Annotated in this window: 30 protein-coding genes and 2 riboswitches; of the genes, 23 read left to right on the forward strand and 7 right to left on the reverse strand. The window is 42.8% G+C overall.

Going from position 1 to position 24,477, the window contains the following annotated elements:
- The coding region (locus tag LOR49_RS04660; RefSeq protein ID WP_240374996.1) for a hypothetical protein at positions 1-199 on the forward strand (199 nt) is incomplete at its 5' end.
- Between the two features lie 209 nt (positions 200-408).
- Here LOR49_RS04660 and LOR49_RS04665 read toward each other — a convergent pair.
- On the reverse strand, positions 409-930 hold the full coding sequence (locus LOR49_RS04665; RefSeq protein WP_240374997.1) for a DUF3231 family protein: 522 nt from the start codon (positions 928-930) through the stop codon (positions 409-411).
- A 168-nt stretch (positions 931-1,098) separates the two neighbouring features.
- Between LOR49_RS04665 and LOR49_RS04670 the strand changes: the two genes are divergently transcribed.
- The 14 genes from LOR49_RS04670 (at position 1,099) to LOR49_RS04735 (ending at position 12,044) form a co-directional block, all read left to right on the forward strand.
- A complete protein-coding gene (locus tag LOR49_RS04670) occupies positions 1,099-1,302 on the forward strand; it encodes a DUF1657 domain-containing protein (protein WP_240374998.1) in 204 nt (67 codons plus the stop codon).
- 80 nt (positions 1,303-1,382) lie between these two features.
- Positions 1,383-1,838 carry a YhcN/YlaJ family sporulation lipoprotein gene (locus tag LOR49_RS04675; RefSeq protein ID WP_240374999.1) on the forward strand — a complete coding sequence of 152 codons (456 nt, stop codon included), beginning with the start codon at positions 1,383-1,385 and terminating at the stop codon, positions 1,836-1,838.
- A gap of 18 nt (positions 1,839-1,856) precedes the next feature.
- Entirely contained in the window at positions 1,857-2,336 is a 480-nt protein-coding gene (spoVAC, locus tag LOR49_RS04680) for a stage V sporulation protein AC (RefSeq protein ID WP_240375000.1), read from the forward strand.
- Complete coding sequence (spoVAD, locus tag LOR49_RS04685; RefSeq protein ID WP_240375001.1) at positions 2,336-3,358, forward strand: stage V sporulation protein AD; 1,023 nt, start codon at positions 2,336-2,338, stop codon at positions 3,356-3,358. The genes spoVAC and spoVAD overlap by 1 nt, the downstream gene beginning before the upstream one ends.
- Positions 3,355-3,705: a stage V sporulation protein AE gene (gene spoVAE / locus LOR49_RS04690; protein ID WP_240375002.1), complete on the forward strand. Its 351-nt coding sequence runs from the start codon at positions 3,355-3,357 to the stop codon at positions 3,703-3,705. The genes spoVAD and spoVAE overlap by 4 nt, the downstream gene beginning before the upstream one ends.
- Before the next feature lie 10 nt (positions 3,706-3,715).
- The gene (locus LOR49_RS04695; protein WP_240375003.1) at positions 3,716-3,922 is read left to right on the forward strand and encodes a DUF1657 domain-containing protein; all 207 of its coding nucleotides are present in this window, start codon (positions 3,716-3,718) and stop codon (positions 3,920-3,922) included.
- 17 nt (positions 3,923-3,939) lie between these two features.
- Positions 3,940-4,800, forward strand: a complete 861-nt coding sequence (locus tag LOR49_RS04700) for a DUF421 domain-containing protein (protein WP_240375004.1) — start codon at positions 3,940-3,942, stop codon at positions 4,798-4,800.
- Between the two features lie 64 nt (positions 4,801-4,864).
- A complete protein-coding gene (locus LOR49_RS04705; RefSeq protein ID WP_240375005.1) occupies positions 4,865-5,287 on the forward strand; it encodes a DUF2935 domain-containing protein in 423 nt (140 codons plus the stop codon).
- Between the two features lie 220 nt (positions 5,288-5,507).
- The gene (locus LOR49_RS04710) at positions 5,508-7,049 is read left to right on the forward strand and encodes a BCCT family transporter (RefSeq protein WP_240375006.1); all 1,542 of its coding nucleotides are present in this window, start codon (positions 5,508-5,510) and stop codon (positions 7,047-7,049) included.
- Positions 7,050-7,066: 17 nt separating this feature from the next.
- Positions 7,067-7,801 (forward strand): SDR family NAD(P)-dependent oxidoreductase, encoded by a 735-nt coding sequence (locus LOR49_RS04715; protein ID WP_240375007.1) that lies wholly within the window; start codon positions 7,067-7,069, stop codon positions 7,799-7,801.
- Between the two features lie 143 nt (positions 7,802-7,944).
- A riboswitch (TPP riboswitch) is annotated at positions 7,945-8,053 on the forward strand.
- A 168-nt stretch (positions 8,054-8,221) separates the two neighbouring features.
- On the forward strand, positions 8,222-9,511 hold the full coding sequence (locus tag LOR49_RS04720) for an acetylornithine deacetylase (protein WP_240375008.1): 1,290 nt from the start codon (positions 8,222-8,224) through the stop codon (positions 9,509-9,511).
- A gap of 6 nt (positions 9,512-9,517) precedes the next feature.
- Positions 9,518-10,273, forward strand: coding sequence for an ABC transporter ATP-binding protein (locus tag LOR49_RS04725; protein WP_240375009.1), 756 nt, complete (start codon positions 9,518-9,520; stop codon positions 10,271-10,273).
- Entirely contained in the window at positions 10,270-11,022 is a 753-nt protein-coding gene (locus tag LOR49_RS04730) for an ABC transporter permease (RefSeq protein ID WP_240375010.1), read from the forward strand. The genes LOR49_RS04725 and LOR49_RS04730 overlap by 4 nt, the downstream gene beginning before the upstream one ends.
- Complete coding sequence (locus LOR49_RS04735; RefSeq protein WP_240375011.1) at positions 11,019-12,044, forward strand: ABC transporter substrate-binding protein; 1,026 nt, start codon at positions 11,019-11,021, stop codon at positions 12,042-12,044. Before LOR49_RS04730 ends, LOR49_RS04735 begins: the two co-directional genes overlap by 4 nt.
- A 42-nt stretch (positions 12,045-12,086) precedes the next feature.
- Here the strand turns inward: LOR49_RS04735 and LOR49_RS04740 are convergent, their stop codons facing one another.
- The 5 genes from LOR49_RS04740 to LOR49_RS04760 form a co-directional block, all read right to left on the reverse strand.
- A complete protein-coding gene (locus tag LOR49_RS04740; protein WP_240375012.1) occupies positions 12,087-12,182 on the reverse strand; it encodes a YjcZ family sporulation protein in 96 nt (31 codons plus the stop codon).
- Positions 12,183-12,273: 91 nt separating this feature from the next.
- Entirely contained in the window at positions 12,274-12,363 is a 90-nt protein-coding gene (locus tag LOR49_RS04745) for a YjcZ family sporulation protein (RefSeq protein ID WP_240375013.1), read from the reverse strand.
- Between the two features lie 143 nt (positions 12,364-12,506).
- On the reverse strand, positions 12,507-13,340 hold the full coding sequence (locus LOR49_RS04750) for a YitT family protein (RefSeq protein ID WP_240375014.1): 834 nt from the start codon (positions 13,338-13,340) through the stop codon (positions 12,507-12,509).
- Between the two features lie 110 nt (positions 13,341-13,450).
- Entirely contained in the window at positions 13,451-13,609 is a 159-nt protein-coding gene (locus LOR49_RS04755; RefSeq protein WP_240375015.1) for a hypothetical protein, read from the reverse strand.
- Between the two features lie 14 nt (positions 13,610-13,623).
- Positions 13,624-14,253 (reverse strand): spore coat protein, encoded by a 630-nt coding sequence (locus LOR49_RS04760; protein WP_240375016.1) that lies wholly within the window; start codon positions 14,251-14,253, stop codon positions 13,624-13,626.
- Between the two features lie 179 nt (positions 14,254-14,432).
- Here LOR49_RS04760 and LOR49_RS04765 point away from each other — a divergent pair, with 179 nt between their 5' ends.
- The 6 genes from LOR49_RS04765 to LOR49_RS04790 all read left to right on the forward strand — a co-directional run bounded on the left by LOR49_RS04765 (position 14,433) and on the right by LOR49_RS04790 (position 21,060).
- On the forward strand, positions 14,433-14,969 hold the full coding sequence (locus tag LOR49_RS04765; protein WP_240375017.1) for an ATP:cob(I)alamin adenosyltransferase: 537 nt from the start codon (positions 14,433-14,435) through the stop codon (positions 14,967-14,969).
- Positions 14,966-15,928: an ABC transporter substrate-binding protein gene (locus LOR49_RS04770; RefSeq protein ID WP_240375018.1), complete on the forward strand. Its 963-nt coding sequence runs from the start codon at positions 14,966-14,968 to the stop codon at positions 15,926-15,928. Before LOR49_RS04765 ends, LOR49_RS04770 begins: the two co-directional genes overlap by 4 nt.
- A gap of 146 nt (positions 15,929-16,074) precedes the next feature.
- Positions 16,075-16,179: riboswitch (TPP riboswitch) on the forward strand.
- 113 nt (positions 16,180-16,292) lie between these two features.
- The gene (gene tenA, locus LOR49_RS04775) at positions 16,293-16,994 is read left to right on the forward strand and encodes a thiaminase II (RefSeq protein ID WP_240375019.1); all 702 of its coding nucleotides are present in this window, start codon (positions 16,293-16,295) and stop codon (positions 16,992-16,994) included.
- A gap of 499 nt (positions 16,995-17,493) precedes the next feature.
- Entirely contained in the window at positions 17,494-18,729 is a 1,236-nt protein-coding gene (locus LOR49_RS04780) for a Zn-dependent hydrolase (RefSeq protein WP_240375020.1), read from the forward strand.
- A gap of 205 nt (positions 18,730-18,934) precedes the next feature.
- Positions 18,935-19,768 (forward strand): MBL fold metallo-hydrolase, encoded by an 834-nt coding sequence (locus LOR49_RS04785; protein WP_240375688.1) that lies wholly within the window; start codon positions 18,935-18,937, stop codon positions 19,766-19,768.
- Between the two features lie 113 nt (positions 19,769-19,881).
- Complete coding sequence (locus tag LOR49_RS04790; protein ID WP_240375021.1) at positions 19,882-21,060, forward strand: mechanosensitive ion channel family protein; 1,179 nt, start codon at positions 19,882-19,884, stop codon at positions 21,058-21,060.
- Between the two features lie 180 nt (positions 21,061-21,240).
- Here LOR49_RS04790 and LOR49_RS04795 read toward each other — a convergent pair whose 3' ends face one another.
- Positions 21,241-22,104 carry a LysR family transcriptional regulator gene (locus LOR49_RS04795; RefSeq protein WP_240375022.1) on the reverse strand — a complete coding sequence of 288 codons (864 nt, stop codon included), beginning with the start codon at positions 22,102-22,104 and terminating at the stop codon, positions 21,241-21,243.
- A 133-nt stretch (positions 22,105-22,237) separates the two neighbouring features.
- On the opposite strand from LOR49_RS04795, the gene LOR49_RS04800 reads away from it, so the two are divergent.
- Positions 22,238-23,467 carry an MFS transporter gene (locus LOR49_RS04800; protein WP_240375023.1) on the forward strand — a complete coding sequence of 410 codons (1,230 nt, stop codon included), beginning with the start codon at positions 22,238-22,240 and terminating at the stop codon, positions 23,465-23,467.
- 48 nt (positions 23,468-23,515) lie between these two features.
- Positions 23,516-24,361 (forward strand): alpha/beta hydrolase family protein, encoded by an 846-nt coding sequence (locus tag LOR49_RS04805; RefSeq protein WP_240375024.1) that lies wholly within the window; start codon positions 23,516-23,518, stop codon positions 24,359-24,361.
- The last annotated feature ends 116 nt before the right edge of the window (positions 24,362-24,477 follow it).

Below are 24,477 nucleotides of genomic sequence, written 5' to 3' on the forward strand. Positions count from 1 at the left end.
GATAATGAAGGGGCAGCCCTTTGTGAAAGTAGGACGTTGCCAGGCAAATGATAAAAAAGTTGTCACCTTACTATGCTGGCAACTTTTTTTGTATGGGTTTCTTTTATATGAATCCCCCAATTCGCCCTCTATATCCATTGGCGCGATTATTTCCCTGCTGCTACGACCAAAAAACAAAGATGGCGCTACCTATCGTTAATTTCGTTCAAATTACTATCATAATATGCTGGTTTATTGCCAGGGTTCAAGCATGGGAAATTATCTGGCATTCAAGAACTGAGACCTCCTGGGAGTTAACTATCCATACAGAGAAAATAGAACTTACTCTCGGAAGAGAAGTGGATGATTCGATAATTGAAGAGCTGTTCCAACTCAGTATTGGCGCTGAGATGGAACAGCTTTTTGTAGTTAATCTGTTTGATTTGATTTACTGCTTTTATGAAGCGGGGGTGGGACCAGCCATCCCTTTTCTTTCATAATTTTTAACAGCCTCGCTCCCATTTGCGCTTTCTTCATGTGGAACTGGCCGTACATCATGGCAATATCTTCACGAATACATTGGCCGATCAACTGGCTGTCCGCAATCAGCCCTTGGGCAATATCTTTTGAAACAGCAGTGGCAATTTCCGGGTCCATGATCCGTGCTCCTATCGGGATATCTTCACGGTTGGCCTCGGACTTCTCTGGAGGAGCAACAGGCAGGCCTACACTATTTTGTTTTAACAGTATTTCATTCTCCTCTATCGTGGGTTTTATAAGGTTGTCCACCATGTCACTGATGAATTTTTTTAATTCCTCATCTCCTGCGTGATTGTAATACACTTGATAAGCAGCCAGTTGTCCTTTTGCAACAGATAGTGCTGTCCATACCCCGAAAACTTCTCCATAATGCATCGGTTCTAGCTTTTGATTCCCGCTGAATAATCCCATTTTTCGTCCTCCTTTTTCTTAGTTCTATTATAGAATGTTCAATCTAATTTTTTTTATTATGTCATCTTGTTAAAAAGCAGTTGTCATTGGTGCATAAAAAGCAGGAGTTCGTAACATTCTAATTTATGTACGTCTCAAACCTAAAAAACGAAAGAAGAGGTGTAAGATATGACAGTAGCCAGTGACTTGAAAACAACAATGGCTAATTTAAAAAGTGCACAAGCAAGCTTTGAATCGTTTGCGCTTGCGACAGAAAATAAACAAGCCAAAAAAATGTACCAAAACGCGGCACAACAAACACAACAGTTAGTGGACAATGTAGCACCTCGTGTTCAGCAGATTGAACAGGAAGAACCACAATATAAACAGTAATAAAGAACGAGGAGGAGGACAGGGGAGACGAACCAGCCTCCTTCTCTTTGTCAAAATGAGAAAAAGAAAGAGTGTTCAGCATGAAAAAAGCACCACATTTATTGGCGACAATACTCATAATGGTAGTCACTGCTGCTTGTATGGATGAACAGAGAGATCAAGGGGATAGCAGTAGTGGGCTAACCACGGTACATATGCAAGAACCTTTTGACCAATCGCCTTCTATACAAACAAAAAAAGCATTGATGGCCAGCAAAGAAATCACAGATGTAAAAGCAGTGAATACGGATGAAGTGATTCTCGTTGGAATCAAGCTCGACCAATTCGCTCGCTTTAAAATAAAAAGCTTAGAGAAAAAAATAAAAAACGATTTAAAACAGATGCACCCAGATAAAAAAGTAAATGCGTCAGCCGATTATAAGATTTATTTAGAAGTTGGTAAATTGGAGGAGAAAAATCAGCAGGAGCCCCTTGAGCGGAAAAATTGGCAGCAACGTATTCAACAAATCAAAGAACTAGCAGAAGAAAAAACATAAAAAGGGGGCAGTCATGCTATGGCCAACAATAAAAAAAAGAATTTAACACCAGTACAGCAAGAATATCAGACATTTGAAAAACAACGTGAAACGAATAGGCCCGTTTTTAAAAACTGTGTAAAAGCTTTTCTGACAGGCGGGACGATTTGTCTTATCGGGCAAGGCATTCAAACTTTTTATATTTATAATTTTAATTTTACGGAAGAGACAGCAGGAAACCCAACGATTGCGACACTCATATTCCTTGTACTTCTGTTGACTGGCTTTGGGATATATGACCGGATTGCCCAATTTGGCGGTGCTGGTACAGCAGTCCCGGTCACCGGCTTTGGTAACGCAGTTATTTCCTCTGCTATTGAACATCGATCGGAAGGCTTGGTGCTTGGAGTAGGCGGTAATATGTTTAAACTAGCCGGCTCGGTTCTTTTATTCGGAACCTTTTCTGCATTTGTCGTTGCGATTATAAAAACAATTATCACGCAATGGGGGGGATTCTAATGCTGGTTGGGCACCGAACATGGGAATTTGCCAATAGACCCATAATCATTTCTACTGGAACAGTCGGTGGTCCGTTTGAAGCAAAAGGAGCTATTCCTGATGACTTTGACCTTTTGCACGGGGATTTGTGGTTGAATGAGGATACTTATGAAAAAGCTCACAAAGTTTTAATGGAAGAAGCATGTGAACGGGCTCTCCATAAGGTCGGCCTTAAGAAAGAAGATATACAGTTTTTTATGGCGGGGGACTTAATTAATCAGATGACTCCGACCAGTTTTGCAGCTGAGACACTTGGCTCTGCCTATTTCGGACTATTTGGTGCCTGTTCAACATCGATGGAAGGATTGGCACTTGCTGCCTATATTGTGAATACAAAGGGAGCTCGCTATATTATGACCGGGGCATCCAGTCATAATACGGCAGTGGAGAAACAATTTCGGTTTCCGACAGAATACGGTACTCAAAAACCTCCAACTGCACAATGGACGGTAACCGGAGCGGGAGCAGCTCTTGTTAGTGATGACGGTAAGGGTCCGGCCATTACTTCAGCAACTATTGGTCGTGTAGTTAATATGGGAATGACGGATCCGAATAATATGGGGGGAGCGATGGCACCGGCTGCTGTAGATACCATTGAAACGCATTTAAAAGAACGAAATATCAAGCCTTCCTATTATGATGTTATCGCAACTGGTGACCTCGGTCATATCGGCCGTGAAGTTTCATTGGATTTATTTCATAAGCACGGGGTGGAAATAACAGAGGAACAGTACCAAGACTGCGGGCTTATGATATACCGAGAAGGGCAGCCTGTCCTTGCTGGGGCAAGCGGGACGGCATGTTCGGCAGTCGTGACATATGGTCATCTGCTCAACCGGATGAAAAAGGGTGAAATCAAGAGGATGTTAGTTACAGCCACCGGGGCGCTTCTGTCTCCGCTCACGGTTCAACAAAATGAAACGATCCCCTGCATTGCCCAAGCTGTTTCCATTGAGTGGGACGAAGGGGAGGCAGAATCATGATTTTTTTCTGGGCATTCGTTGTCGGTGGTTTTATCTGTGTAATTGGTCAAATTATGTTTGATGTATTTAAACTGACTCCTGCTCATACGTTAAGTACGTTCGTTGTAATTGGAGCCATTTTAGATGGTTTCGGGTTATACGAGCCATTAATTGCCTTTGCAGGAGCGGGAGCCTCCGTTCCTATCACAAGTTTTGGAAATTCACTTGTTCATGGTGCCATGGCCGAGGCGGAGCAACATGGTTTGATTGGAGTTGTTACCGGGATGTTTGAAGTGACAAGCTCGGGAATCTCTGCAGCGATTATTTTTGCGATGATTGGAGCGCTCTTGTTTAAACCAAAAGGTTAGGAGGGATTTCATGACGGTAGCTTCAGATGTTAAGCAATGCCTTGCAAATATGAAAAGTGTCGAAGGTGGTTTAGAAAGCTTAGCTTTACGAACAGAAGATGAAAACGCAAAGATTACCTTTCAAGAAGCTCAGAACATTTTGGAAGAGATCATTCGTGGTTTAAAAAGGAGAACAGCTGTATTAGAGATGGAAGAAGATCAATATAAAGGGTTTTAGGAAAGGAGGTAATACTATTGCCCGCATGGTTAGAAGTAGCTTCCCGAGCATTCCTCTTTCTCGTTCTTCTTTTTGTCATTGCCAAGCTAGCAGGGAAAAAGCACATTACTGATTTTTCGTTTTTTGATTTTGTCATTGCCATCGCCGTTGGGACTATAACCGGGATAACCACTATTGGGCTTGAAACTAGTGTGCTGGAAGGAATTATCGGAGTAGCTGTGTTTGGCCTTATCCCCATTCTCATTAGTTTGGTATTATTAAAAAGTAAAACGGCACGTGAGAATATTGAAGGGGAAGCTGCCGTACTTATTAAAGATGGAAAGATTCTGGAAGACAACCTGAAAACAGAAAATATGACAACAGATAAATTGCTAGAATCACTCCGTAAAAAGGATGTGTTTCAAGTGGCGGATGTTGAGTTTGCGACATTGGAACCTTCCGGCGGGATTAGTGTTTTATTAAAAAAAGAGAACCAGCCTTTAACAGCAAAAGATTTGGGTGTAACGGTGCCTGGTACGAAGGAACCACAAACGGTCATTATGGACGGTGAAATTTTTGATGAACCGCTCGCGACAGTTGGGCTCAATCGTCGCTGGTTAAAAACGGAACTGGAAAAATTAGGAGTAACTGTTGAAAATGTTTTTATCGGGCAGGTTGACTCTTACGGCCAATTAACAGTTGATCTTTTTGACGATAAGCTGGAGCAGGCAAGACCCGTGGAAAAACCACAACTTTTGGCAGTAATGAAAAAGTGCCAGGCAGATTTGGAGAATTTTGCACTGGCCACTGAGGCAGATGATGCGAAAAAAATGTATGAAAAAAATAGCAAACTGCTTCAAAGCGCGATCGAAAAGGTTACCCCATACTTACGAGGGTAGCAGCGTAATAAATGAAAAAGCCTCTTCATATATTGGATAAGAGTTAATGAAGGAGGCGAGCTTTTTGCAATTTTATTATGGTCCGCAAATGCCTTTACGAGTTATCGATGAAGCTGAATTTTGGAAGCATCAGGAAGAAGAGCATACAGTTGTTATAAAAGAATTGGTGTCCGGATTAGAAAAAGAGTTTGTTGACGCATTGGACAAATGGAGACATTCACTCTTGGATACCCACCAGTATGTTATCCGTTTTATGGAATCTACAATTCGTATGGAGACGTTACCCCCGACTTTAATGGAAAAAGTATTAGAGTTGGTTTCTTTTTGTCTTGAGCAAAGTGAGGGTTTTATTGAACTGTGCCGGCAGATCAAATATCATAGTCAAGCGGTGAGCGGGAACACTACTGCCAAAGTAGTTATTGATCACATTATTCGAGAATCAGAATATTTTATCGGCATTGCACAAACACTATTGTACAATCGATAATTTAGGAGTATACCTAAACACTCTTGGATAAATTCAAGGGTGTTTTTCTTTACGTCTTTTCATTTTTTTGTTACATTATTTACCTTGTTGTTTTTTTGACCTTGACTTTCTGTATGGTAGGGAAGAAGAGGGAGATACTAAGAATGGGAAGGATGTAAAAAAGCTATGGGTTTTGTACATAATAAAACGAGGGAACGAGTAAGGAGAAAGGAGGGGTACATTGAAGAATAAACACAAACACAAGGCTACATCCATTGATTGGCCTGTTCTCTTGATTAGCGGTGGCTTTCTCACTCTTTTCGTCGTTGCATCTTTTATTAATGGAGAATATGTTTCAGAATTAGTTAATCAGTCTTTTGCATTTTCTGTAGAGTACTTCGGAAGCTTATACCAAATTCTTGTTTTAGGTTTCTTTCTAGTCGCTCTTTATTTAGCCTTTTCGAAATATGGGCGTATTAAATTGGGGAAAAGAGAAAAACCGGAAATGAGCACGTTTAAATGGACATCGATAATCATGTGCACATTGATGGCTGGCGGCGGGGTCTTCTGGGCAGCGGCAGAACCGTTGAATCAGTTTCTTACTCCCCCTCCTTATTTTGCACAAAAAGGAGTAGAAACAATGACAGAAGAAGCAGTGGCCCCTGCACTTGGCCAAAGCTTTCTGCATTGGGGGTTTCTCGCGTGGGCCATTAACGGTACGCTTAGCACAATCATTTTAATGTACGTACATTACCACCGTGAGCTACCACTGAAGCCACGTGCGTTTCTGTACCCCTTTCTTGGGGAAAAGGTATTTAATAAAAGTATAATTGGCACTATCGCAGATGCAGTATCAGTAATTGCAGTGGCTGCTGGAACAATTGGACCAATCGGCTTTCTCGGTCTGCAGGCTGGTTATGCGCTACATTCGTTATTTGGTTTGCCGAATACGTTTACGACGCAGTTTTTAATTATATTAGGCCTTGTGACGGTTGCTGCCATCTCTGCAGTGACAGGTGTTGACAAGGGTATTCAATGGCTGAGCAGTTTTAATGTACAGCTTACTGTAGTGCTATGTATCGCTGTTCTTATACTCGGTCCTGGGATGTTTATCTTTAATCAATTTTTCGCATCTTTGGGTGTCTATATCCAGAACTTTGTCGGGATGAGCACGTACCGAGGGAATACCGAATGGCTCGGATCCTGGACGGTTTTCTTCTGGGGCTGGTTTATCGGATATGGACCGATGATGGCAATTCTTGTCAGTCGTATATCTCGTGGGCGATCCATACGTCAAATCGTGTTAACTGTTTCAGTTTTAGCAGCAGTTATTATGAATTTTTGGTTTACCGTTGTTGGAGGATCAGGAATCTTTTTTGAAATGGAAAGTCCTGGTTCCATTTCAAATGCGCTTGCAGACGGTGGGATGCCGGCTGCGATGATTGCAATTATCCAACAACTTCCGTTCGGTACGATTCTTGCTTTTCTATTTTTGATCGCTACGATTATTTTCGTTACGACGACAACCGATTCTATGTCTTTAACGATTGCAATGGCGATTACCGGGGACAACAGCCCATCCTCATTTATGAGAGTTTTTTGGGCAGTAATTATGGGGCTAGTCACGATCATCTTGCTTTCGTTTGGAGAGGGAAGTATTGGCTCGATACAATCGTTTATTGTAGTGACGGCTATTCCGGTTTCATTGCTACTATTGCCGAATATAATTACAGCCCCCAAAATATGTAAACGTCTATTGGCAGAACAAAATCAAATTGAATAAAAGGTAGTGATTGTATAATGAGCAGGTTGAAAGAAAAAGTAGCGATTATTACAGGAGGGGCATCTGGAATTGGGGCTAGCGTAGCCAGATTGTTTGCAGCAGAAGGGGCTGTTGTGGTTGCGGCTGATATTAATGAAGATGCGCTTTCAACAGTCAGCCAGGAGGAAAACATACACGGTGTAAAACTTGATGTGACGTCAGACGAGAATTGGCAGCAAGTTATCCGCGATGTTGAGAAGGAACACGGGAAAATTGATATCCTGATCAACAACGCCGGTGTAACTTCAGAAAAAACAATTAGTGAAGTGGATTACAAAGACTGGGAGCTTTTGTCGCGAATAAACGGATTTGGGACGATGCTCGGGATGAAACATACGGGACCGGCAATGGAAAAAAATGGGTCGGGATCCATTGTTAATTTATCGTCTGTAACTTCGATGATCGGCATGGGCCTTAATTCTTATTCGGCTTCAAAGGGATCGGTTCGAGCAATATCTAAAGCGGCAGCAGCTCAGTTCGGTCGTAACGGCGTCCGTGTCAATGCCGTATTTCCAGGGGTCATTGAAACGCCAATGTCCAAGGGACTGGAGTCAAGTGCGTCAGCACTTGAACGAATTAATAGGATGACTCCATTGGGACGCCTCGGAAAGCCGGAAGAAGTGGCCAACGTCCTTTTATTCCTTGCCAGTGATGAAGCATCCTACGTAACCGGCGCTGAAATTGCAATTGATGGTGGATATTCGGCTATGTAGCAGAATAGTCGGTTTGTTTTAGCGGCGTCATTTGTAGGCGCTGCTATTTTTTTCGCGAGTAGGTATGAGTCGACAGAGGAACTGGTGCTTGTTTTATTTTTATATGTGTGTCACACTAGAGAAAACATTCCATAATTAATATGTATCACCACTAGGGGTGCAGTATTGCTGAGAGAATCGGGTGAAATTCCTGGTTTAACCCTTGAACTTGACCTAGTTAATACTAGCGGAAGGAAGCGGTGTTCTGTTCATACTGAACAAGTGAGGTTTAATGATGACGAGATTATCATTGAGGATTGCTTGTCATGGGCTATAAACCACTTCCGTAAACGGGGGTGGTTTTTTTATATGATGGACAAGAGATAACTCGTCAATGGAGCGATTCGAATAATTGTCAGATAAAACAAAGGAGAGGATATTGTGTCAGATAAGGTGATAAACGAGCTGCTTGCTACAGTAGATGAGCGTCAAGAGGAGTTAATTGATTTATTGAAAAAATTAATTACATACAAAACACCGGCTCCGCCGGCTCGCAATACGAAGGAAGCACAAGCCTTTGTTGCGAGGTATTTGGAAGAGATCGGTTTTTCTATCGATATGTGGGATGTCTATCCCGGTGACCCGAATGTAGTCGGTGTTCAGAAAGGTACGGATAGCGAAACATATAACAGTCTTATTATAAACGGGCATATAGACGTGGCCGAAATAGCACCTGATGAAAAGTGGGAAGTTGACCCGTTTACACCTTTAGTGAAAGACGGATTCATCACAGGACGCGGTGCAGCTGACATGAAAGGAGGACTGGCTGGTGCATTATTTGCACTGCGAATGCTGCATGAGAGTGGAGTCGAATTGCCAGGAGATGTGATTTTTCAATCGGTTATCGGTGAGGAAGTTGGGGAGGCGGGGACGCTTGCCTGCTGTGAGCGCGGGTATACAGCCGACTTTGCGCTTGTCACAGATACGAGCGATTTAGAGATCCACGGACAGGGAGGCGTTATCACGGGGTGGATCACAGTGAAAAGCGCGAAAACCTACCATGATGCGATGCGCCGAAATATGATTCATGCCGGGGGTGGTTTATTCGCGGCCAGTGCGATTGAAAAAATGACTAAAATTATAAACGGTTTAAAAGAATTGGAGAACCACTGGGCGGTGACAAAAAGTTATCCCGGCTATCCGCCAGGTATTAATACGATTAATCCTGCTGTCATCGAAGGAGGGAGACATGCTGCTTTTATCGCAGATGAATGCCGACTTTGGATCACTGTGCATTTTTACCCTGATGAAACATACGAGTCGGTTGCAAACGATATCGAACAGTACATATTGAAAGTAGCAGCCGCAGATCCGTGGCTTTCTGAAAATCCGCCGACCTTTGAATGGGGAGGGGCTTCTATGATTGAGGATCGTGGAGAAATCTTCCCATCTCTTGAGGTGGACCCGTATCATCCCGCTGTCCAAGCACTTGCCGCTGCGCATAAACACATCCAAAGTATAGAGGTTACCTCCGGTGTTTCACAGTCTGTTACAGACGGAGGCTGGTTTGCTGATGCTGGTATTCCAGCAGCTATCTACGGACCCGGCGATTATTTAAACGCTCATGCAGTCAATGAGCGAGTAGCGATAGAACAACTGCTTATATATACAAAAGTATTCATTCGCTTTATTTACAACTGGTCACACTCCAATAAAGAGAAAGAGGCTTGATGATCGATGAGAGGAGCCGCCTTAGAATTTCAAAAGGTTAGCTTTGGATACGGAGAAGAGCAATTGCTGGATAATCTTTCATTCCGTGTCCAAAAAGGAGAGTTTATAAGCATCCTTGGTGCGAGCGGATCGGGGAAAACAACATTGTTTCGACTGATTACCGGGCTGGAAGAGCCCGGTCGTGGTGGTATCGCTATACACGGGCAAATGCACGCAAACCGTTTTGGCGAAGTAGGGTATATGCCTCAGCAAGACTTACTGCTGCCGTGGCGGACGATTCGAGAAAATGGTCGAATCCCCCTTGAAATACAAGGAACAGCAAAAAAAGAAGCGGATGCGAAAGTTGATTCCTTGTTGAAAACATTTGGCCTTGCGGGCTGCGGTGGTATGTATCCACGCGAGCTCTCAGGCGGCATGCGGCAGCGCGTTTCCTTTTTACGGGCCACGTTAAGTGGATCAAATGTCTTACTGTTAGATGAACCATTCAGTGCGCTGGACGCGATGACCAAGCTGCACATGCAGGAATGGTTATTACAGCGCTGGGAAGAGGAACGACAAACTGTATTATTTATTACCCATGATGTTTCGGAAGCATTATTCTTATCGGACCGCATTATGGTATTAGGAGAAAAACCGATTACTCAGTTAGAGGATGTGCCGATTCCTATCGGCCGTCCCCGCAAGCGCCGCGACCTGGCGACCAAGGAGATGGTTTGTTTACAAGAACAATTACTTGAGCGTTTTCATGTGGATGCAAAATGATGACATACAAAGATTACGGATACGCGCTTGTTGTTGTACTTTTTTTAGGAGTGGGGTGGGAAATCAGTGCCCAAATCGTGAACAAACCATTTATTTTGCCATCACCTTCAGGCATTGCAATGAAGGTTTGGGAGTTAAGGTCACTGTTAATCCTTGAACATTTACCACCGACACTTACAGTTATTCTTATCAGCCTTTTCCTTTCCACTATCTTTGGTGTTGGTTTAGCGATCATGATGTATTTGTATAAAACGGTAGAAAAAGCACTTTATCCATTAATGATCACATCCCAGACGATTCCCATCATCGCGCTTGCACCGATTTTTGTTCTTTGGTTTGGTTATTCGCTCTGGAGTAAAGCAGCGGTAGCAGTTTTATTTACTTTTTTTCCGATTACCGTAAATACATTTGATGGGTTGCGTACAAGTCGTAAAGAGAGTCGGGAATTGTTGTTAACGATGGGAGCGACACAGAAGGATATCTTTTTTAAGCTTGATGTTCCAAGTGCACTGCCGCAATTTTTCTCCGGATTGAAGGTAGCAGTCCCTCTAAGTGTAATCGGTGCGGCGATTGGAGAATGGCTCGGGGCACAGGCGGGCTTGGGATATTTCAGCCGCCGCATGATGACCCAATTCGACGGTGCCGGGATTTTTGCACCTATTGTTATTTTATCATTAGTCGGGATTGTTATATTTTCAATAGTAGTATGGATGGAAAAAAGAATCTTAATATGGAGGAAAGAAATATGAGGAAACGATGTGCAGCGTTTATCGCCGTCATGTTTATAACATGGTTAAGTGCCTGCGGAGGGGAAAGTACAGGAAACGAGAACGGAGAGCAGGCTGTCGGCAACCCGGAAGAAAACCTGGAAGAGTTCGATGTAATGCTGGATTGGTACCCGAACGCGGTACATAGCTTTTTATATGTAGCAAAGGAAAAGGGATATTTCACCGAGGAGGGACTAAATGTCAACATACAATTTCCTGCTAATACGACCGATCCGTTAAACTTAGCGGCAGCCGGTAAGGTCGATCTCGGTTTTTATTACCAACCAGATGTGATTTCAGCACGTGCCAATGAAGGAATAGCAGTGAAATCAACTGGTGCGATTGTCCGATCTCCGTTAAATCATATTGTGTTTAAAGATGAAAAAGCGTTTGAGTCACCGAAGGATTTAGAAGGAAAGCAAGTCGGCTATCCGGGCATCGCCCTTAATGAGGCACTCTTGCGAACGATAGTAAAGGAAGACGGTGGCGATCCAGACAAGGTGGAAATGATCGACGTCGGTTTTGAATTAGGATCAGCGCTTATTGCCGACAAAACAGATGCTGTTATTGGTGCTTACGTCAATCACGAAGTACCCGTGCTTGAGCACCAGGGCCATGAAGTTGACTATTTTAACCCGGTTGATTACGGAGTGCCTGAGTATTATGAATTAACAGCGGTTACAAGTGATGAGACGTGGAAAACACAAGAAACAGAGATAAAGGCGTTTTGGCGTGCAGCTAAAAAAGGCTTTGCGTTTATGGAAGAAAATCCTGAAGAAGCATTGCAGATTTTATTAGATAATCAAGATGAGGCCAATTTTCCGCTAGAAAAAGCTGTTGAACAGAAGAGTTTGGAAATTTTACTTCCAAAAATGACAGCTGAGGAAGATTTTAGCAGTCAATCTCTAGAAGTTTGGGAAGAGACAGCGGAGTGGTTGAAAGACACGGGGATGATCAGCGAAATTCCTGAGAACATGAGTGAAATGATTGCGGATCCGTCTTAAAACGGAAAAAGGAACGGGTTATCCCGTTCCTTGTATTGTTCTTTAGACCCAAGCTGCACCCACAATAATTAACAAGATAAACAACACAACAATCATGGCGAATCCTCCGCCGTATCCTACTCCTGCAACTTCACCCATTTCTACTACACCTCCATAATCGTTTGTAACACTATATGCGATGTTGATGAAATTGATCTAGGCAGGAAGAATTCTGTGCGTATCTTTCTCTTTAGCACCAAGCGGCGCCAACAATAATTAAGAGAATGAAAAGCACAACAATCAGCGCGAAGCCGCCGCCATATCCGTGTCCGTAACCCATAGAGATAACCCCCTTCGCATGGTTTACCTTTTCTTATGAAAGGTTTAATAGTACTATATGCGAATATCGGGTAAGTGACAGGGACACTATCCTATTTTTTAGCAAATTGGGCGTTTACACAGCAAACGGTCGTAACGGAGGGATTATTTGCCCTTATACCCGCTGCGGAAAACTTCTTGAACGTTGTGTACGGTCACGTAAGCTTCTGGATCAATTTCTTTTACAAGGCTCTTTAACTGTACAATTTCCTGTTTATTAATGACGACATAAAGGACTTCCTGGGTTGAGTTCGAATAGCCGCCTCTTCCTTCGAGTATCGTGATTCCACGAGCCATTGTATCCGTTATCGCTTCGAGCACTTTTTCAGGTGAACTCGAAATAATTAAGACAGCAGTCCGTTCATTGGCACCTTCCACGACGATATCGATGACTTTGGCACCAATGTAGACAGCTACTAACGTGTACATTGCGCGTTCTTGGCCGATAATGAAAGCCGAACCGGCGATCACTGTAATATCGATAACAAGCATAGCTTTCCCGATGCTCCATCCTAATGATTGATGCATGATACGGGCGAGAATGGCTGAGCCGCCTGACGTTCCCCCTGCCCGGAAAATCATTCCAAGGCCAAGGCCGACAGTAAGTCCGGCAAATAAAGCAGCGAGCAAGGTATCATCATTTAAATCACTCGCCCAATTGACGGTCAGATGGAGGAAAAGAGAAGAAAAGATAATGGCTACAATCGTATATAACGTAATCCGCTTTGTGAAAAACTTGTAGCCAACCGCTAGCAAGACGGAATTTAATACGAAGTTTACAAGTCCCGGCGACCACTCAAACAAGTAGAACGTAACGATCGTAATCCCGATCATGCCACCTTCGGAGAGTCGGTTTGCGATGGCAAAATAGTTAATTCCAAAAGCATAAATAAAGCAGCCGATAATAATAAGAAGCACGGCTTTTGATGTTTTTTGCATATCATCACCTCTTTGCGTTTCTTTACTATCTTATATGAAAATAGTGGAAAGAAAAACAAGAAAAGAAAAAATCTGACTCTTTTTTTACAGAGCCAGACCTTTTTTTAACTTTAACTTGGTTCGTTTTCGTCGAGTGAGAGACGTATTACTTTTGTGCTTTCGCCGTTTTTGATCTCCTCTTGAGTAGCGTCTCTCCCGTATGAATCTTCTTCATCCATGGTAGGGGCAACTTTTTCAGAGGTATCCATTGTCTGCTTTTTTTTACTCATACCGGGATTCTCCTTTAATGCATCGGCTGCTGAGGAGCTTTTGTATAACTTTGCATGATCTGTGTCATGTCATTTTGGGCAAGCTGCGGCACCTGATAGTGGCCGTGTTTGTTTTGATAGAGGAAAATTTCATAAGCCATTTCGATCATGTTTGGGATGCTGTCGGCAAAGATCCTTCTCATGACAGGGTTCGTCGCTTCAAGAGCAGCCGTCGTCATTTTCGATGCCAGTCCTTTCATCTGTCCCATCATGAAGCCGGAAATGTTTCCATCATTCAGTTCGTTAACGGATTGAATAGGTTTTTTCGGCTGGCTGGGCTTCATGCCGTACAACACATCATTACTTTCAGTCATCTGATACGTTTTTGTAGGCTCCGACGGGTCTTTTCCTGTTTGATACGTGTCAAGCATTGTATTGTACAAATTCATCATGAAAGTTGTGTGGCGCTGTGCCATACTTTTGAGCTGCTGATCTTGGATATGCTGTTCATAGAGTGTATATTGGTCAAGCATACTGATGACGCCACCAATTACTTCATGAGCATCAAACAGCTCATGGCCTCCGTGATTCACAGTAGATGGCATATTCTCGGAAAGTTGCTTTCCTTGGTTCATTTGGTTGTTTATCTGTTGTTGTTGATCCATTCGTATCCCTCCATAACAATAAAAACTCCTTCTTATTATGGGTTACGGAACAGGAAACATGCATGGAAATCCGGAAAAAATAACGAAAAACAAAAAGTGAAATTGTCAGTTCTTGACTATTGAGATATAGTGTTTGGTGAAGCCGTTTTAATCGAGTTGAAAGCATAGGAGGGGATTTTATGAAAGTTACGGACAAGCGTTACTCATGCTATCCATTCATGAAAGAGAAAAAGAACATTGTTGATTTTGAAATTCGCACAGATTCGCTCGCTAGTCATATCGGGTTAGCCGCTTCTTTTCTTGAAGATGAGATTGATCTGCATACGGATCTTATTTACTTAACCGAAATGGCGTATCACTTAAACGGATCGGTCCGCGGCAAACAGGCAATTCACGAGGAAAGGTTGGCAGAACTGAACCGTTTATATGAAAAATATCGCGATGAAGCAGGCGATTTACCGGCCTTTCTTCTTCCACACGGCCATACTGCGGCGATGTATTTGCATATCGCAAGAAGTGAAGCAAAAAAATCAGTCCGCGCACTCTATAAGGCGAGCCTAGATAAAGAAGTACCTGAGCTATTATTTGATTACACGAATTTGCTCGCGAATGTTTTATTTTTAATGGCAGTGCGGACGAACCAGCTGAAAGGTTATGAGGGCAAAGAATTTGTATCAGAATCTTACAACGTAAAGAAAGGAATTCGCCAAAAATGAAAACATGGATGAAATGGCTGTCTGTCTTTTTGCTTGCTCTTCTTCTAACAGGCTGCGGGAATAACAGTCAGGATAAGGACAACACAGAAACACAATCAGATGGGACTCTAATGGAAGAACAAAACGCTGACGAGACAACGAGGACGGTCGAAGATGATTTTGGTAATACTGTAACAATCGATGGTTCACTCAACTCCATTGTGTCCTTAGCGCCAAGCAATACAGAAATTCTTTATGCACTCGGCTTAGGGGATCAAATCACCGGTGTAACGGAATTTTGTAACTATCCAGAGGACGTACAGAATAAACCAAAAGTGTCCGACAGTGTAACAGTAAACGTAGAAGAAATAATCGCGCAAGATCCAGACCTTGTCGTGGCATACACGATCGGGGAAGAGGGACAATTAGACGCACTTGAAGAAGCAGGTATCCCGATATTCGGAATTGAGTCCGCTACAAAAATTGATGACGTATACGGAGATATCGAACAAATCGGCGCTATCACCGGTACAGAAGAAAAAGCATCCGAACTAATAAATGAAATGAAAGAAAAACAAGCAGACATTGTAGCGAAGGCAAAGACAGTGGAAGAACCGAAAAAAGTGTATTTTGAGATCTCACCGGCACCTGATATTTGGACAGCAGGAAAAAACACATTTCAAGGCGAATTTTTTGACTTAATTGGTGCTGAGAATGTATTCGCAGATATCGAAGGCTGGTCATCTATTAATGAAGAAGCTGTTATTGACCGAAGCCCGGAGGTTATTTTGACCTCGGTCCATTATGAAGAAGATCCTGTCAAAAATATTAAAGAGCGTGACGGATGGTCTTCGATCCCTGCTGTTAAAAAAGACAATGTCTATTTAACAGAAGAGGACATCGTCTCCCGGCCGGGACCAAGAATCATCGAAGGAATGGAAGAAGTAGCATCCAAAGTATATCCAGAGATATTTAAATAAAAACAGTTGTGCGGCGTTGTACGGAGAAGGCCATTTCTCTGCTTGACATATAGTGCGTCATACGACATCAATGAGGCATAAGAACAAGCTGAATTATTTGCAACTTTCTTCTTTGTATGATTCAATCAAGATACAACTGAATATTGTAGATCCACTGGGGGAGCATCATGAAGGTGCTGAGAAAGAGTTTGCTCTGACCCTTTGAACCTGCACTAGCTTGAACTAGCGAAGGGAAGTGAAAGATGTTGCATAATGATTTAGTCAAGTCTTGTCATCGTTAAGCAAACACCCATTCCCGTGAGTGCGAATGGGTGTTTTTGTATGGAAGGGTCTAAGAAAATATCTGATGGAAGGGGAACAATAAATGACTACATTATTTACAGATCGCATTTGGGAGAGCGTCAAGCCGATTTGGCAGTCATATCTTGATCATCCATTTGTGAAAGGAATCGGTGAAGGCTCGCTTGATCAAGAAAAGTTTAAGCATTATATGAAACAAGACTACGTCTACTTAGTAGAATATTCCCGCCTGTTTGCATTTGGTGCTGCCAAAGCTCAGAATTTAGAGACAATGACAACGTTTGCGAATTTGTTGCATGGCACAATGAACTTTGAGATGGATCTGCATCGTGACTACGCTGCTAAGTTCGGGATTACGAACGAAGAACTTGAAAACACGGAAGCTTCAGCGGTTATGACGGCATACACGAGTTACATGTTGAATGTCTCTCAGCGTGGCGGAGTTGAGAATGTCATCGCCTCGGTACTTGCCTGTGCGTGGAGTTATAATTATATTGGAAAAGAATTAGCGAGGTGGCCCGGAGCCCTTAACCATGATTTTTATGGGGATTGGGTTCGCACTTATTCTTCAGATGAGTTCACAAAGATTGCAGAGGACTGCAAGACGCTCTTGAACCGAGCCGCTTCTGGAAAGCCGGAACATGAATTAGCAGCCCTCGAGGAAATCGTGTTAAATACAAGCCGCTTTGAGTATATGTTCTGGGATATGGCCGAAAATTGTGATACATGGCCAACAAAGGAGATTGAAATAGCGGCACAGAAGTAAATATATAGACGGTTACTGAACAAAGCTCTCGATGTAAACGGAGAAACACCGGAATCGAGGGCTTTTTTGATCGATATGTGAATCAATTTCATAAGTGCTTAATAACGCCAGAGAGACGAACAATCATATAAAATAGCTGTTTAAACATTCTCCTAAAACAGCGAATACTACCTGTTGATTGCAACGAAAGGCGGCGACTCCAACGGAATAGCATGAGTTTTGACACTTCGCAATGGGCGAAGCGAATGAGAAGGCTCAAGCCATGCCCGTGGAAAGCGTCCGCCTGCCGTGGAAATCAACTGTTCGATAGCATTTTCAAATTGTTCGTATTTTAATAACTGTACTTGAATTATGAAATTGACTAATGTAAGTAGTTTTTTGAAAATAAATAAAAAAGAGTAGCCACAAAAAATATTTTGTGAGATAATTAAATTATTAAGGTTTTGATATACATATTGATATCATCAAAACCAAAAAGTATTTTAAGGGAGTGTGCAATGTGAATACACAACAAATCTTGATTAATGGCGAGCGTTTAAAAAACACGATTGAAGAATTCGCTGATTTTGGACGGACGGAGAACAACGGTGTTACACGTCTTGCTCTATCTGAAGAAGACAAAAAAGCAAGAGATCATTTTCGCTCCTGCTGTGAAGAGTTAGGAATGACAGTCAAGGTGGACGACATGGGGAATATGTATGCGACTCTTGCCGGTAAGAATAACGATAAACCGCCGGTTGTTATAGGATCTCATTTAGATTCTGTTAAAAAAGGCGGCCGTTTTGACGGAGTGCTTGGAGTACTGACTGGTTTGGAAGTTGTACGTACACTTGTTGACAACAATATCACCCCTGAAGTGCCTGTTGTTGTGGCGAACATTACGAATGAAGAGGGCGCGCGTTTTGAACCATCAATGATGGCTTCTGGTGTTATCTCAGGTAAATTTGATAAGTCTAAAATGATGGCTTCTACAGATACAGAAGGCGTTACATTTGAAAAAGCTCTAAATGAAATCGGTTACGCTGGAGATGAAGCGAATCGTCTCAAAGAAGCGCAAGCATTTTTGGAACTTCATATTGAGCAAGGACCAGTACTTGAAAGAGAAAATCTTAAGATTGGTGTGGTGGAATGCGTACTCGGTATGGTTTGTTATGATATCGAAGTAAATGGGGAATCTGACCACGCTGGTACGACACCGATGCCCATGCGAAAAGACGCGTTGTTCGCAGCTAATAATCTCATCGCTGAAGCACGTGAAAAATTAAGCAAGCTTGATGACAATCTTGTCTATACGATGGGGCGTGTAAACGTTTCTCCGAATATTCATACGGTTATTCCGAACAAAGTTGTCTTTTCTTTGGAAGCAAGACACCAGGATGCTGAGACCATTAAACAAGTTGAAGAGATCATTCATGGATTGACTACTTCTGCAGGCAAAGAAGAGTGCAATGTCAATGTTACTAAACTGTGGAGCCGTGACACGGTATGGTTTGATGAAAACGTTGTAAACGAATTTGAAAAAGCGGTAAAATCCCTTGATTATCCGTATAAGAAAATGGTGAGCGGTGCCGGCCATGATGCGCAGTTCCTGCAAACCTACATCCCATCTGCGATGATCTTCGTTCCAAGTGTAAACGGTAAAAGTCATGATGAAGACGAATTAACGTCCTGGGAAGATTGTGAAAGAGGCGTGAACGTCGTACTGCAAACAGTTTTGTCCATGGTTACAAATTAGTCACTATTGGTAACGCTTCAATAAAGACTGTCCAACGGGTTAAATTACTCTTGGACAGTTTTTTTGTTTTGGACGAGTTATTTGTTACAGATGAGGGCATTGCAGGTTGGCAGTACCTACATATGTGAGAAGCAGTTTAAGTCATGGAACAATGGGAAATACGAAAAGAAGTAAGAGGGGAGGTTTTACAGTGACAGAAAAGCGTATGAGTAACACGTATATTCCAATGACATCAGTCGCGAGCGGCGCGGGACAGCCGGTTATGCCAGATGTTTATTGTTTTACAACGCAGATTGTCAATGTCGCGTTTATTGGTACGGCAAAAGAGCCACATGACTGGGTACTTGTGGACACCGGGATGCCGAAATCAGCGGATAACATTATAAACGAAGCGAACGCGTGCTTCGGGGAAAATAGCCACCCGAAGGCAATTATTCTCACGCACGGCCATTTCGACCACGTGGGATCTATTATGGAGCTTGTCAAAAAATGGGATGTCCCCGTTTACGCTCATGAAAAAGAACTTCCGTATTTAACAGGGCAATCTAGTTATCCAGAACCAGATCCGACTGTAGAAGGCGGAACAATTGCAAAAATATCAGCTATGTTTCCGGACGAACCGGTTAACCTAGGAGCCAGAGTGAAAAAACTCCCTGCGGACGGTACGATACCGGGGTTGCCAGAGTGGCGTTGGTATCATACTCCCGGTCATACTCCCGGACACATCTCGTTATTTCGGGACAAAGACCGCATGTTGATTGCAGGTGACGCTTTCATAACGGTTAAGCAGGACGAGCTTTATAAAGTGTTCACTCAAGAAAAAGAGTTCCAAGGCCCGCCGCGTTACTTCACTACGGATTGGGAAGCCTCTTTTGAATCCGTGAAAAAACTGAATGCCTTACACCCATCCGCAGCTATTACGGGACATGGTTGGCCGACGTTAGGGGAAGAATTAACAGATGGACTCGATTGGCTAGTAAAGAACTTTGAGAAAGTTGCTGTACCAGATCACGGTCGATACGTCCACAATAACAAATAGAGAAGAAAAGGAAGCTGGTTTAAAGCAACAGCTTCCTCTTCTTGATTGAAAGACTAGGTACACATGATAAAATATAAATGATGGAGCAAGCCGTACATAGGGGAGGGGAAGATATGGATTTTTTATTAAATGCAAAAGAGTGGCTTTTTGAACTGCCTTGGATAGATATTGGCATTGCCTTCGTTATCTTTTTGCTCGTTTTTTTATTTCGAAAAATATTTACGAAATATATTTTCAAACTCATTATCAAAATAACACATAAGGCCCCATCGATTTTTAAAAACTTACTTACCTCTTTTGAGAGTCCGGTTCACTTTTTTATCGGTGTACTTGGAATCTACTTAGCGTTGCTGTATTTGCCAATCCCGCGCGAACAGATGGCACCGATAAATACGCTTTACCGTGCACTCATTATTGTGGTGATTGGCTGGGGTTTTTATAATTTTGCCGGGGCATCTTCCAATCTGTTTTTCAAAGTGTCTCACAAAATTGAAGACGGCAAAGACAGCATGCTCATTCCGTTTCTATCCAGACTTTTGCGCTTTGTCATCGTTGCGCTTACGATTACGATCGTTGCTTTTGAGCTTGGTTATGACGTGAATGGCTTTATTGCAGGACTCGGGCTTGGCGGTCTGGCATTCGCGCTGGCTGCACAAGATACGCTCAGTAATTTTCTCGGCGGGATTATTATCGTCACGGAGCGTCCGTTTAAGAAAGGAGATTGGATCGCCACTCCAACCGTGGAAGGAATTGTGGAGGATATTTCATTTCGAAGTACGAAAATCCGTGCATTTGAAGATTCAATTGTAATCGTACCGAATAAAACGATTGCTCATGAACCGATAACGAACTGGTCACAGATGAACAAGCGTTTAATTACGTTTACGATCGGTTTGGAACGCTCGGTCACACGGGAGCAGTTGGAAAAAATTGTGGCTCGTATAAAAACAATGCTGCATGAACACGATGCAATCGATAATGAATTGATCATCGTAAACGTTAACGAGTTGAAAAATTATTCGTATGAGCTCTATTTGTATTTCTTCACGAAAACGACTGCTTGGGTCGAATGGACCGAGGTCAAGCAGGAAATGAACTTAGAGATTATGAGAATACTAGAAGAGGAAAGTGCGGAAATCGCATACCCTTCTCAGGCACTTTATGTAGAAAAACAACCAGATCAATTTTACAAGGTACTGGAAGAGGCACACCAGCGATTGGAACAGCCAGAAGAAACCGCAGAACAAGAACCAGGCACAGCCAGGGAAAGAATACCCCTTCGTGATCAGTAAGAGACAGAGGGCTGTGGTCGAGGTCAGCTATGAGGATGAGGCTGTTCTTTCATTGTTTTCTGTTTTGACAACTTCATACGAGGGTAATGACGCGGTTATATATTGGGCGATTTGCTGATTTCAAGGCTTGTCCTGATCCATATCAAGCGTACGACTATTATTTCTAACAATCTCTCTTTCTCATGTTGTTAAAAAGCGCAGGAAGGCGGCGTTAGCATGAGAGAGAGGGGTGTTTTTTGTGTGTGCAATCCCGAGGGTTAATTCAATTGGCGGCTCAAAGGGAATAGCGGTCAATTCCTCTTCATAAGGACGGACGACCATGTTTAGAAACACGGTAATGCCGAATCCACGGGCGGTCAGGGATTTCGCCATCGATATCTGATTGGTTTCAAAGGCAATTTCCGGAGTAATTCCCGTGAGTTCCCCCGCGTCTTCAATTACTCTCCGCTGGTAGTAACCTTCTTTAAACAAAATAAGTGGTTCCTGAGCCAAGTCTTGTAAAGTGACTGTGGAGCGGGAAGCAAAAGCGTGGTCGCGGGAGACAACCATCATTAACGGTTCTTTTAGAAAGGGATGAATTTCAAGTTCAGCATGATCCCGGGTGACGACGGTTCCCATTTCCAAATCACCTGCAAGGATCGCTTCTTCTATATCTGTCGTCCCTGCCTCGACCAGCTCGATTGAAAAGGCTGGATGACGCCGCTTAAATTGTGCTAACTTTTCAGGAAAGTAATAAGATCCTGCCATCGATGGAATGCCGATCTGTACCGTTCCACGAATTCCCTCTCTTACTTCAATTAATTCCCGTTTTGCTTTCTGTACTTGAGCTAAAATAATATCAGCATGTCTTTTTAATATATGGCCCGCGGCGGTTAAATGGACGCGGCGTTTTTCACGAATGAACAGATGCATCCCAAGTTCGTCCTCCAATAATTTGATAGAGCGGCTGATCGCAGGTTGTGCAACGTGAAGAGAGGAGGCAGCTCTTGTAAAACTCTCTTGGTCGGCTACCATTTGAAAATAACGTAATTGTTTCACATCCATTGCGGGACATCATTCCTTTCTTTTTATAACGAAAATGAATAGATACAATAAAAATTATATATTTTTTTTATCATAATAACAATGATACAGTAAAAAGAAAGGACAAACTAAGCATGAAAGAAGGCAATCACGAATGATTGATGTGAAAACGAAAGCATTTTGGCGGGCGACAGGGGCTCTCGGAATAGCTTCTTTTGTAATATTTGCTAACATTTATTTTCCGCAGCCGCTGCTGCCGATGTTTACAAACGAATTCGGCATTTCTGAGACGACATCCAGTTTAACGATATCAATAGCATTATTTGTGCTCGGGATTAGCTTTTTCTTTTATACTGCTCTTTCCGATGCGTACGGACGGCGAAATATTATTTTTGTTGCAATGGGTCTTGGGATCATTGGAACTTTTGCGATCAGCCAGGCGCCGACGTTTGCATGGCTCTTGGCAGCACGTGTTTTTCAGGCGGCGGCTCTTGCCGGAATTCCGGTTGCGGCCATGGCGTACATGAGCGAGGAATATAAAGTGCGCGCCATGACTGCAGCAGTCGGGATATATATTAGTTGTAATAGTGTTGGAGGTATGAGCGGTCGTGTATTAAGCGGCGTTTTCACGGAGGTATGGGATTGGCGTACAGCCTTTCTCGCTGTCACTGCTGTCAGCGTTCTTCTCTTTTTACTTGTGTATGTACTGCTCCCACCATCCCGACAGTTTACATCGCGTTCTTTTCATTTTACAGAAGTATGGAAAGATAACATCGCCCACCTAAAAAATCCAACGCTTCGCTATGCATACTTGATTGGTGGTTTACACTTTTTTGTATTTATTGGGATTTTTAACTTTATTACGTACTATTTACACGGAGAACCGTTTCATGTATCAACTGCCATTCTTGGCTTATTGTTTTTGACGTATGCCGCAGGAACCGTCAGCTCTACGCTTGCCGGTAAATTGACACAAAAATGGAAGCAGACAACGTGTATGTTTATAGGTATCTTATTAATGACTATAAGCCTTCTGCTGATGTTACTTCCTTCCTTCGTGGTTATCATAACAGCACTTTTGCTGCTTAGTTTTGGCTTCTTTTTTGCCCATTCCTGCTCTAGTGCTTGGGTGACCAAACATGCGGAGACAGCGAAAGCGAGTGCATCCGGCCTCTATTTGACTTCTTATTATCTAGGAGGAAGTTTAGGCAGTGTATATTACGGTTGGCTCTGGTCCATGTATGGCTGGATTGGTGTCGTGTTAGGTTCACTCATTATCCTTGGTGTGACAGCTACATGCACAAAAGAATTGTTTTCCATTGAAGTCGCCGATAGAGAAAGAAACATTTCTCCCTCTCAAAAACCTGTTGAAGCGCATAAATAAGGAAGAGTTCTCCTCTATGTTAAGATGACAGAAAAGGAGGGGTTTTTGGTGGCAAATCTAGTAGAACAGCGATCATTTGAAATCGCACTCGGTGATAACTTGTATGTACGCGGCAATGTTCATACGCCGCTTGACGGCTCAAGGTCAACACGTCCTGTCGTCATCATTTGTCACGGTTTTAAAGGGCACAAAGATTGGGGTTTTTTCCCTTATGCGGCTGATTATTTAGCGGCACAGGGGTTCCATGCGATTCGTTTTAACTTTTCCTGTAACGGGGTAAAAGAAACAGATTTCGATGAATTAGAGAAATTTGCGGTAAACACATTTTCACGGGAACTGTTGGACTTGAAAGCGCTGCTTGAACATATCGAGGGCCGCAATCTTCCATATGCGGATACGTTTGACCTGGAAAACATCGCAATTATCGGCCACAGCCGCGGTGGGGGGAGTGCGCTTCTATTTGCCGCCGAACATCGAGAGATTAAGGCAGCGGTTACGTGGAATGGAATCTGGGATGTTGATTTTCTCGGGGAAGAGGTCAAAAAAGAAGTCTATGAGAAAGGTATTACTTATATTCCAAACGCGCGCACGAAACAACAGATGCCACTGAGGGACAATTTTTTTCAAGATATAGAAGAAAATAAAGACCGGTTTGCTATTTTAAATCAGCTTAATGGGATGAATATTCCTGTCCTCACCGTACAAGGCGAAGAAGACCGGGAGTGGCTCACAGAAGGAGCAAGGAAAATGGCGTCTGCCGCCCAGTTCTCTCAACTGATGAACATACCTGGAGCGAGCCACACGTTTAATGCGGTTCATCCATTTACAGGAACGACCAGTGAATTGGAGCAAGCATTGGAAAGCACTACCGACTTCTTAAAACAGAGGAACTAAAATAAATGAAAAGGATGAGTTGTTTGCTAAGAAGGCAGCTCATCTTTTTTGTGTTTCACAACAGTTTATATAAATAAAACGGTTTATATGAACCTTATAATACATATTTTTTCGTA

It is taken from the genome of Bacillus piscicola (assembly GCF_022458745.1).
Lineage (GTDB): Bacteria > Bacillota > Bacilli > Bacillales > Marinococcaceae > Alteribacillus_A > Alteribacillus_A piscicola.

Coding starts and splice junctions, on each gene's coding strand:
- LOR49_RS04670 (WP_240374998.1), top strand. CDS start 1,099: ATGACAGTAGCCAGTGACTTGAAAACAACAATGGCTAATTTAAAAAGT.
- LOR49_RS04665 (WP_240374997.1), bottom strand. CDS start 930: ATGGGATTATTCAGCGGGAATCAAAAGCTAGAACCGATGCATTATGGA.
- LOR49_RS04750 (WP_240375014.1), bottom strand. CDS start 13,340: ATGCAAAAAACATCAAAAGCCGTGCTTCTTATTATTATCGGCTGCTTT.
- LOR49_RS04740 (WP_240375012.1), bottom strand. CDS start 12,182: ATGGGTGAAGTTGCAGGAGTAGGATACGGCGGAGGATTCGCCATGATT.
- LOR49_RS04770 (WP_240375018.1), top strand. CDS start 14,966: ATGAAAACATGGATGAAATGGCTGTCTGTCTTTTTGCTTGCTCTTCTT.
- LOR49_RS04800 (WP_240375023.1), top strand. CDS start 22,238: ATGATTGATGTGAAAACGAAAGCATTTTGGCGGGCGACAGGGGCTCTC.
- LOR49_RS04765 (WP_240375017.1), top strand. CDS start 14,433: ATGAAAGTTACGGACAAGCGTTACTCATGCTATCCATTCATGAAAGAG.
- LOR49_RS04785 (WP_240375688.1), top strand. CDS start 18,935: ATGAGTAACACGTATATTCCAATGACATCAGTCGCGAGCGGCGCGGGA.
- LOR49_RS04735 (WP_240375011.1), top strand. CDS start 11,019: ATGAGGAAACGATGTGCAGCGTTTATCGCCGTCATGTTTATAACATGG.
- LOR49_RS04695 (WP_240375003.1), top strand. CDS start 3,716: ATGACGGTAGCTTCAGATGTTAAGCAATGCCTTGCAAATATGAAAAGT.
- spoVAC (WP_240375000.1), top strand. CDS start 1,857: ATGGCCAACAATAAAAAAAAGAATTTAACACCAGTACAGCAAGAATAT.
- LOR49_RS04725 (WP_240375009.1), top strand. CDS start 9,518: ATGAGAGGAGCCGCCTTAGAATTTCAAAAGGTTAGCTTTGGATACGGA.
- tenA (WP_240375019.1), top strand. CDS start 16,293: ATGACTACATTATTTACAGATCGCATTTGGGAGAGCGTCAAGCCGATT.
- LOR49_RS04755 (WP_240375015.1), bottom strand. CDS start 13,609: ATGAGTAAAAAAAAGCAGACAATGGATACCTCTGAAAAAGTTGCCCCT.
- LOR49_RS04745 (WP_240375013.1), bottom strand. CDS start 12,363: ATGGGTTACGGACACGGATATGGCGGCGGCTTCGCGCTGATTGTTGTG.
- LOR49_RS04795 (WP_240375022.1), bottom strand. CDS start 22,104: ATGGATGTGAAACAATTACGTTATTTTCAAATGGTAGCCGACCAAGAG.
- LOR49_RS04790 (WP_240375021.1), top strand. CDS start 19,882: ATGGATTTTTTATTAAATGCAAAAGAGTGGCTTTTTGAACTGCCTTGG.
- LOR49_RS04760 (WP_240375016.1), bottom strand. CDS start 14,253: ATGGATCAACAACAACAGATAAACAACCAAATGAACCAAGGAAAGCAA.
- spoVAE (WP_240375002.1), top strand. CDS start 3,355: ATGATTTTTTTCTGGGCATTCGTTGTCGGTGGTTTTATCTGTGTAATT.
- spoVAD (WP_240375001.1), top strand. CDS start 2,336: ATGCTGGTTGGGCACCGAACATGGGAATTTGCCAATAGACCCATAATC.
- LOR49_RS04730 (WP_240375010.1), top strand. CDS start 10,270: ATGATGACATACAAAGATTACGGATACGCGCTTGTTGTTGTACTTTTT.
- LOR49_RS04675 (WP_240374999.1), top strand. CDS start 1,383: ATGAAAAAAGCACCACATTTATTGGCGACAATACTCATAATGGTAGTC.
- LOR49_RS04715 (WP_240375007.1), top strand. CDS start 7,067: ATGAGCAGGTTGAAAGAAAAAGTAGCGATTATTACAGGAGGGGCATCT.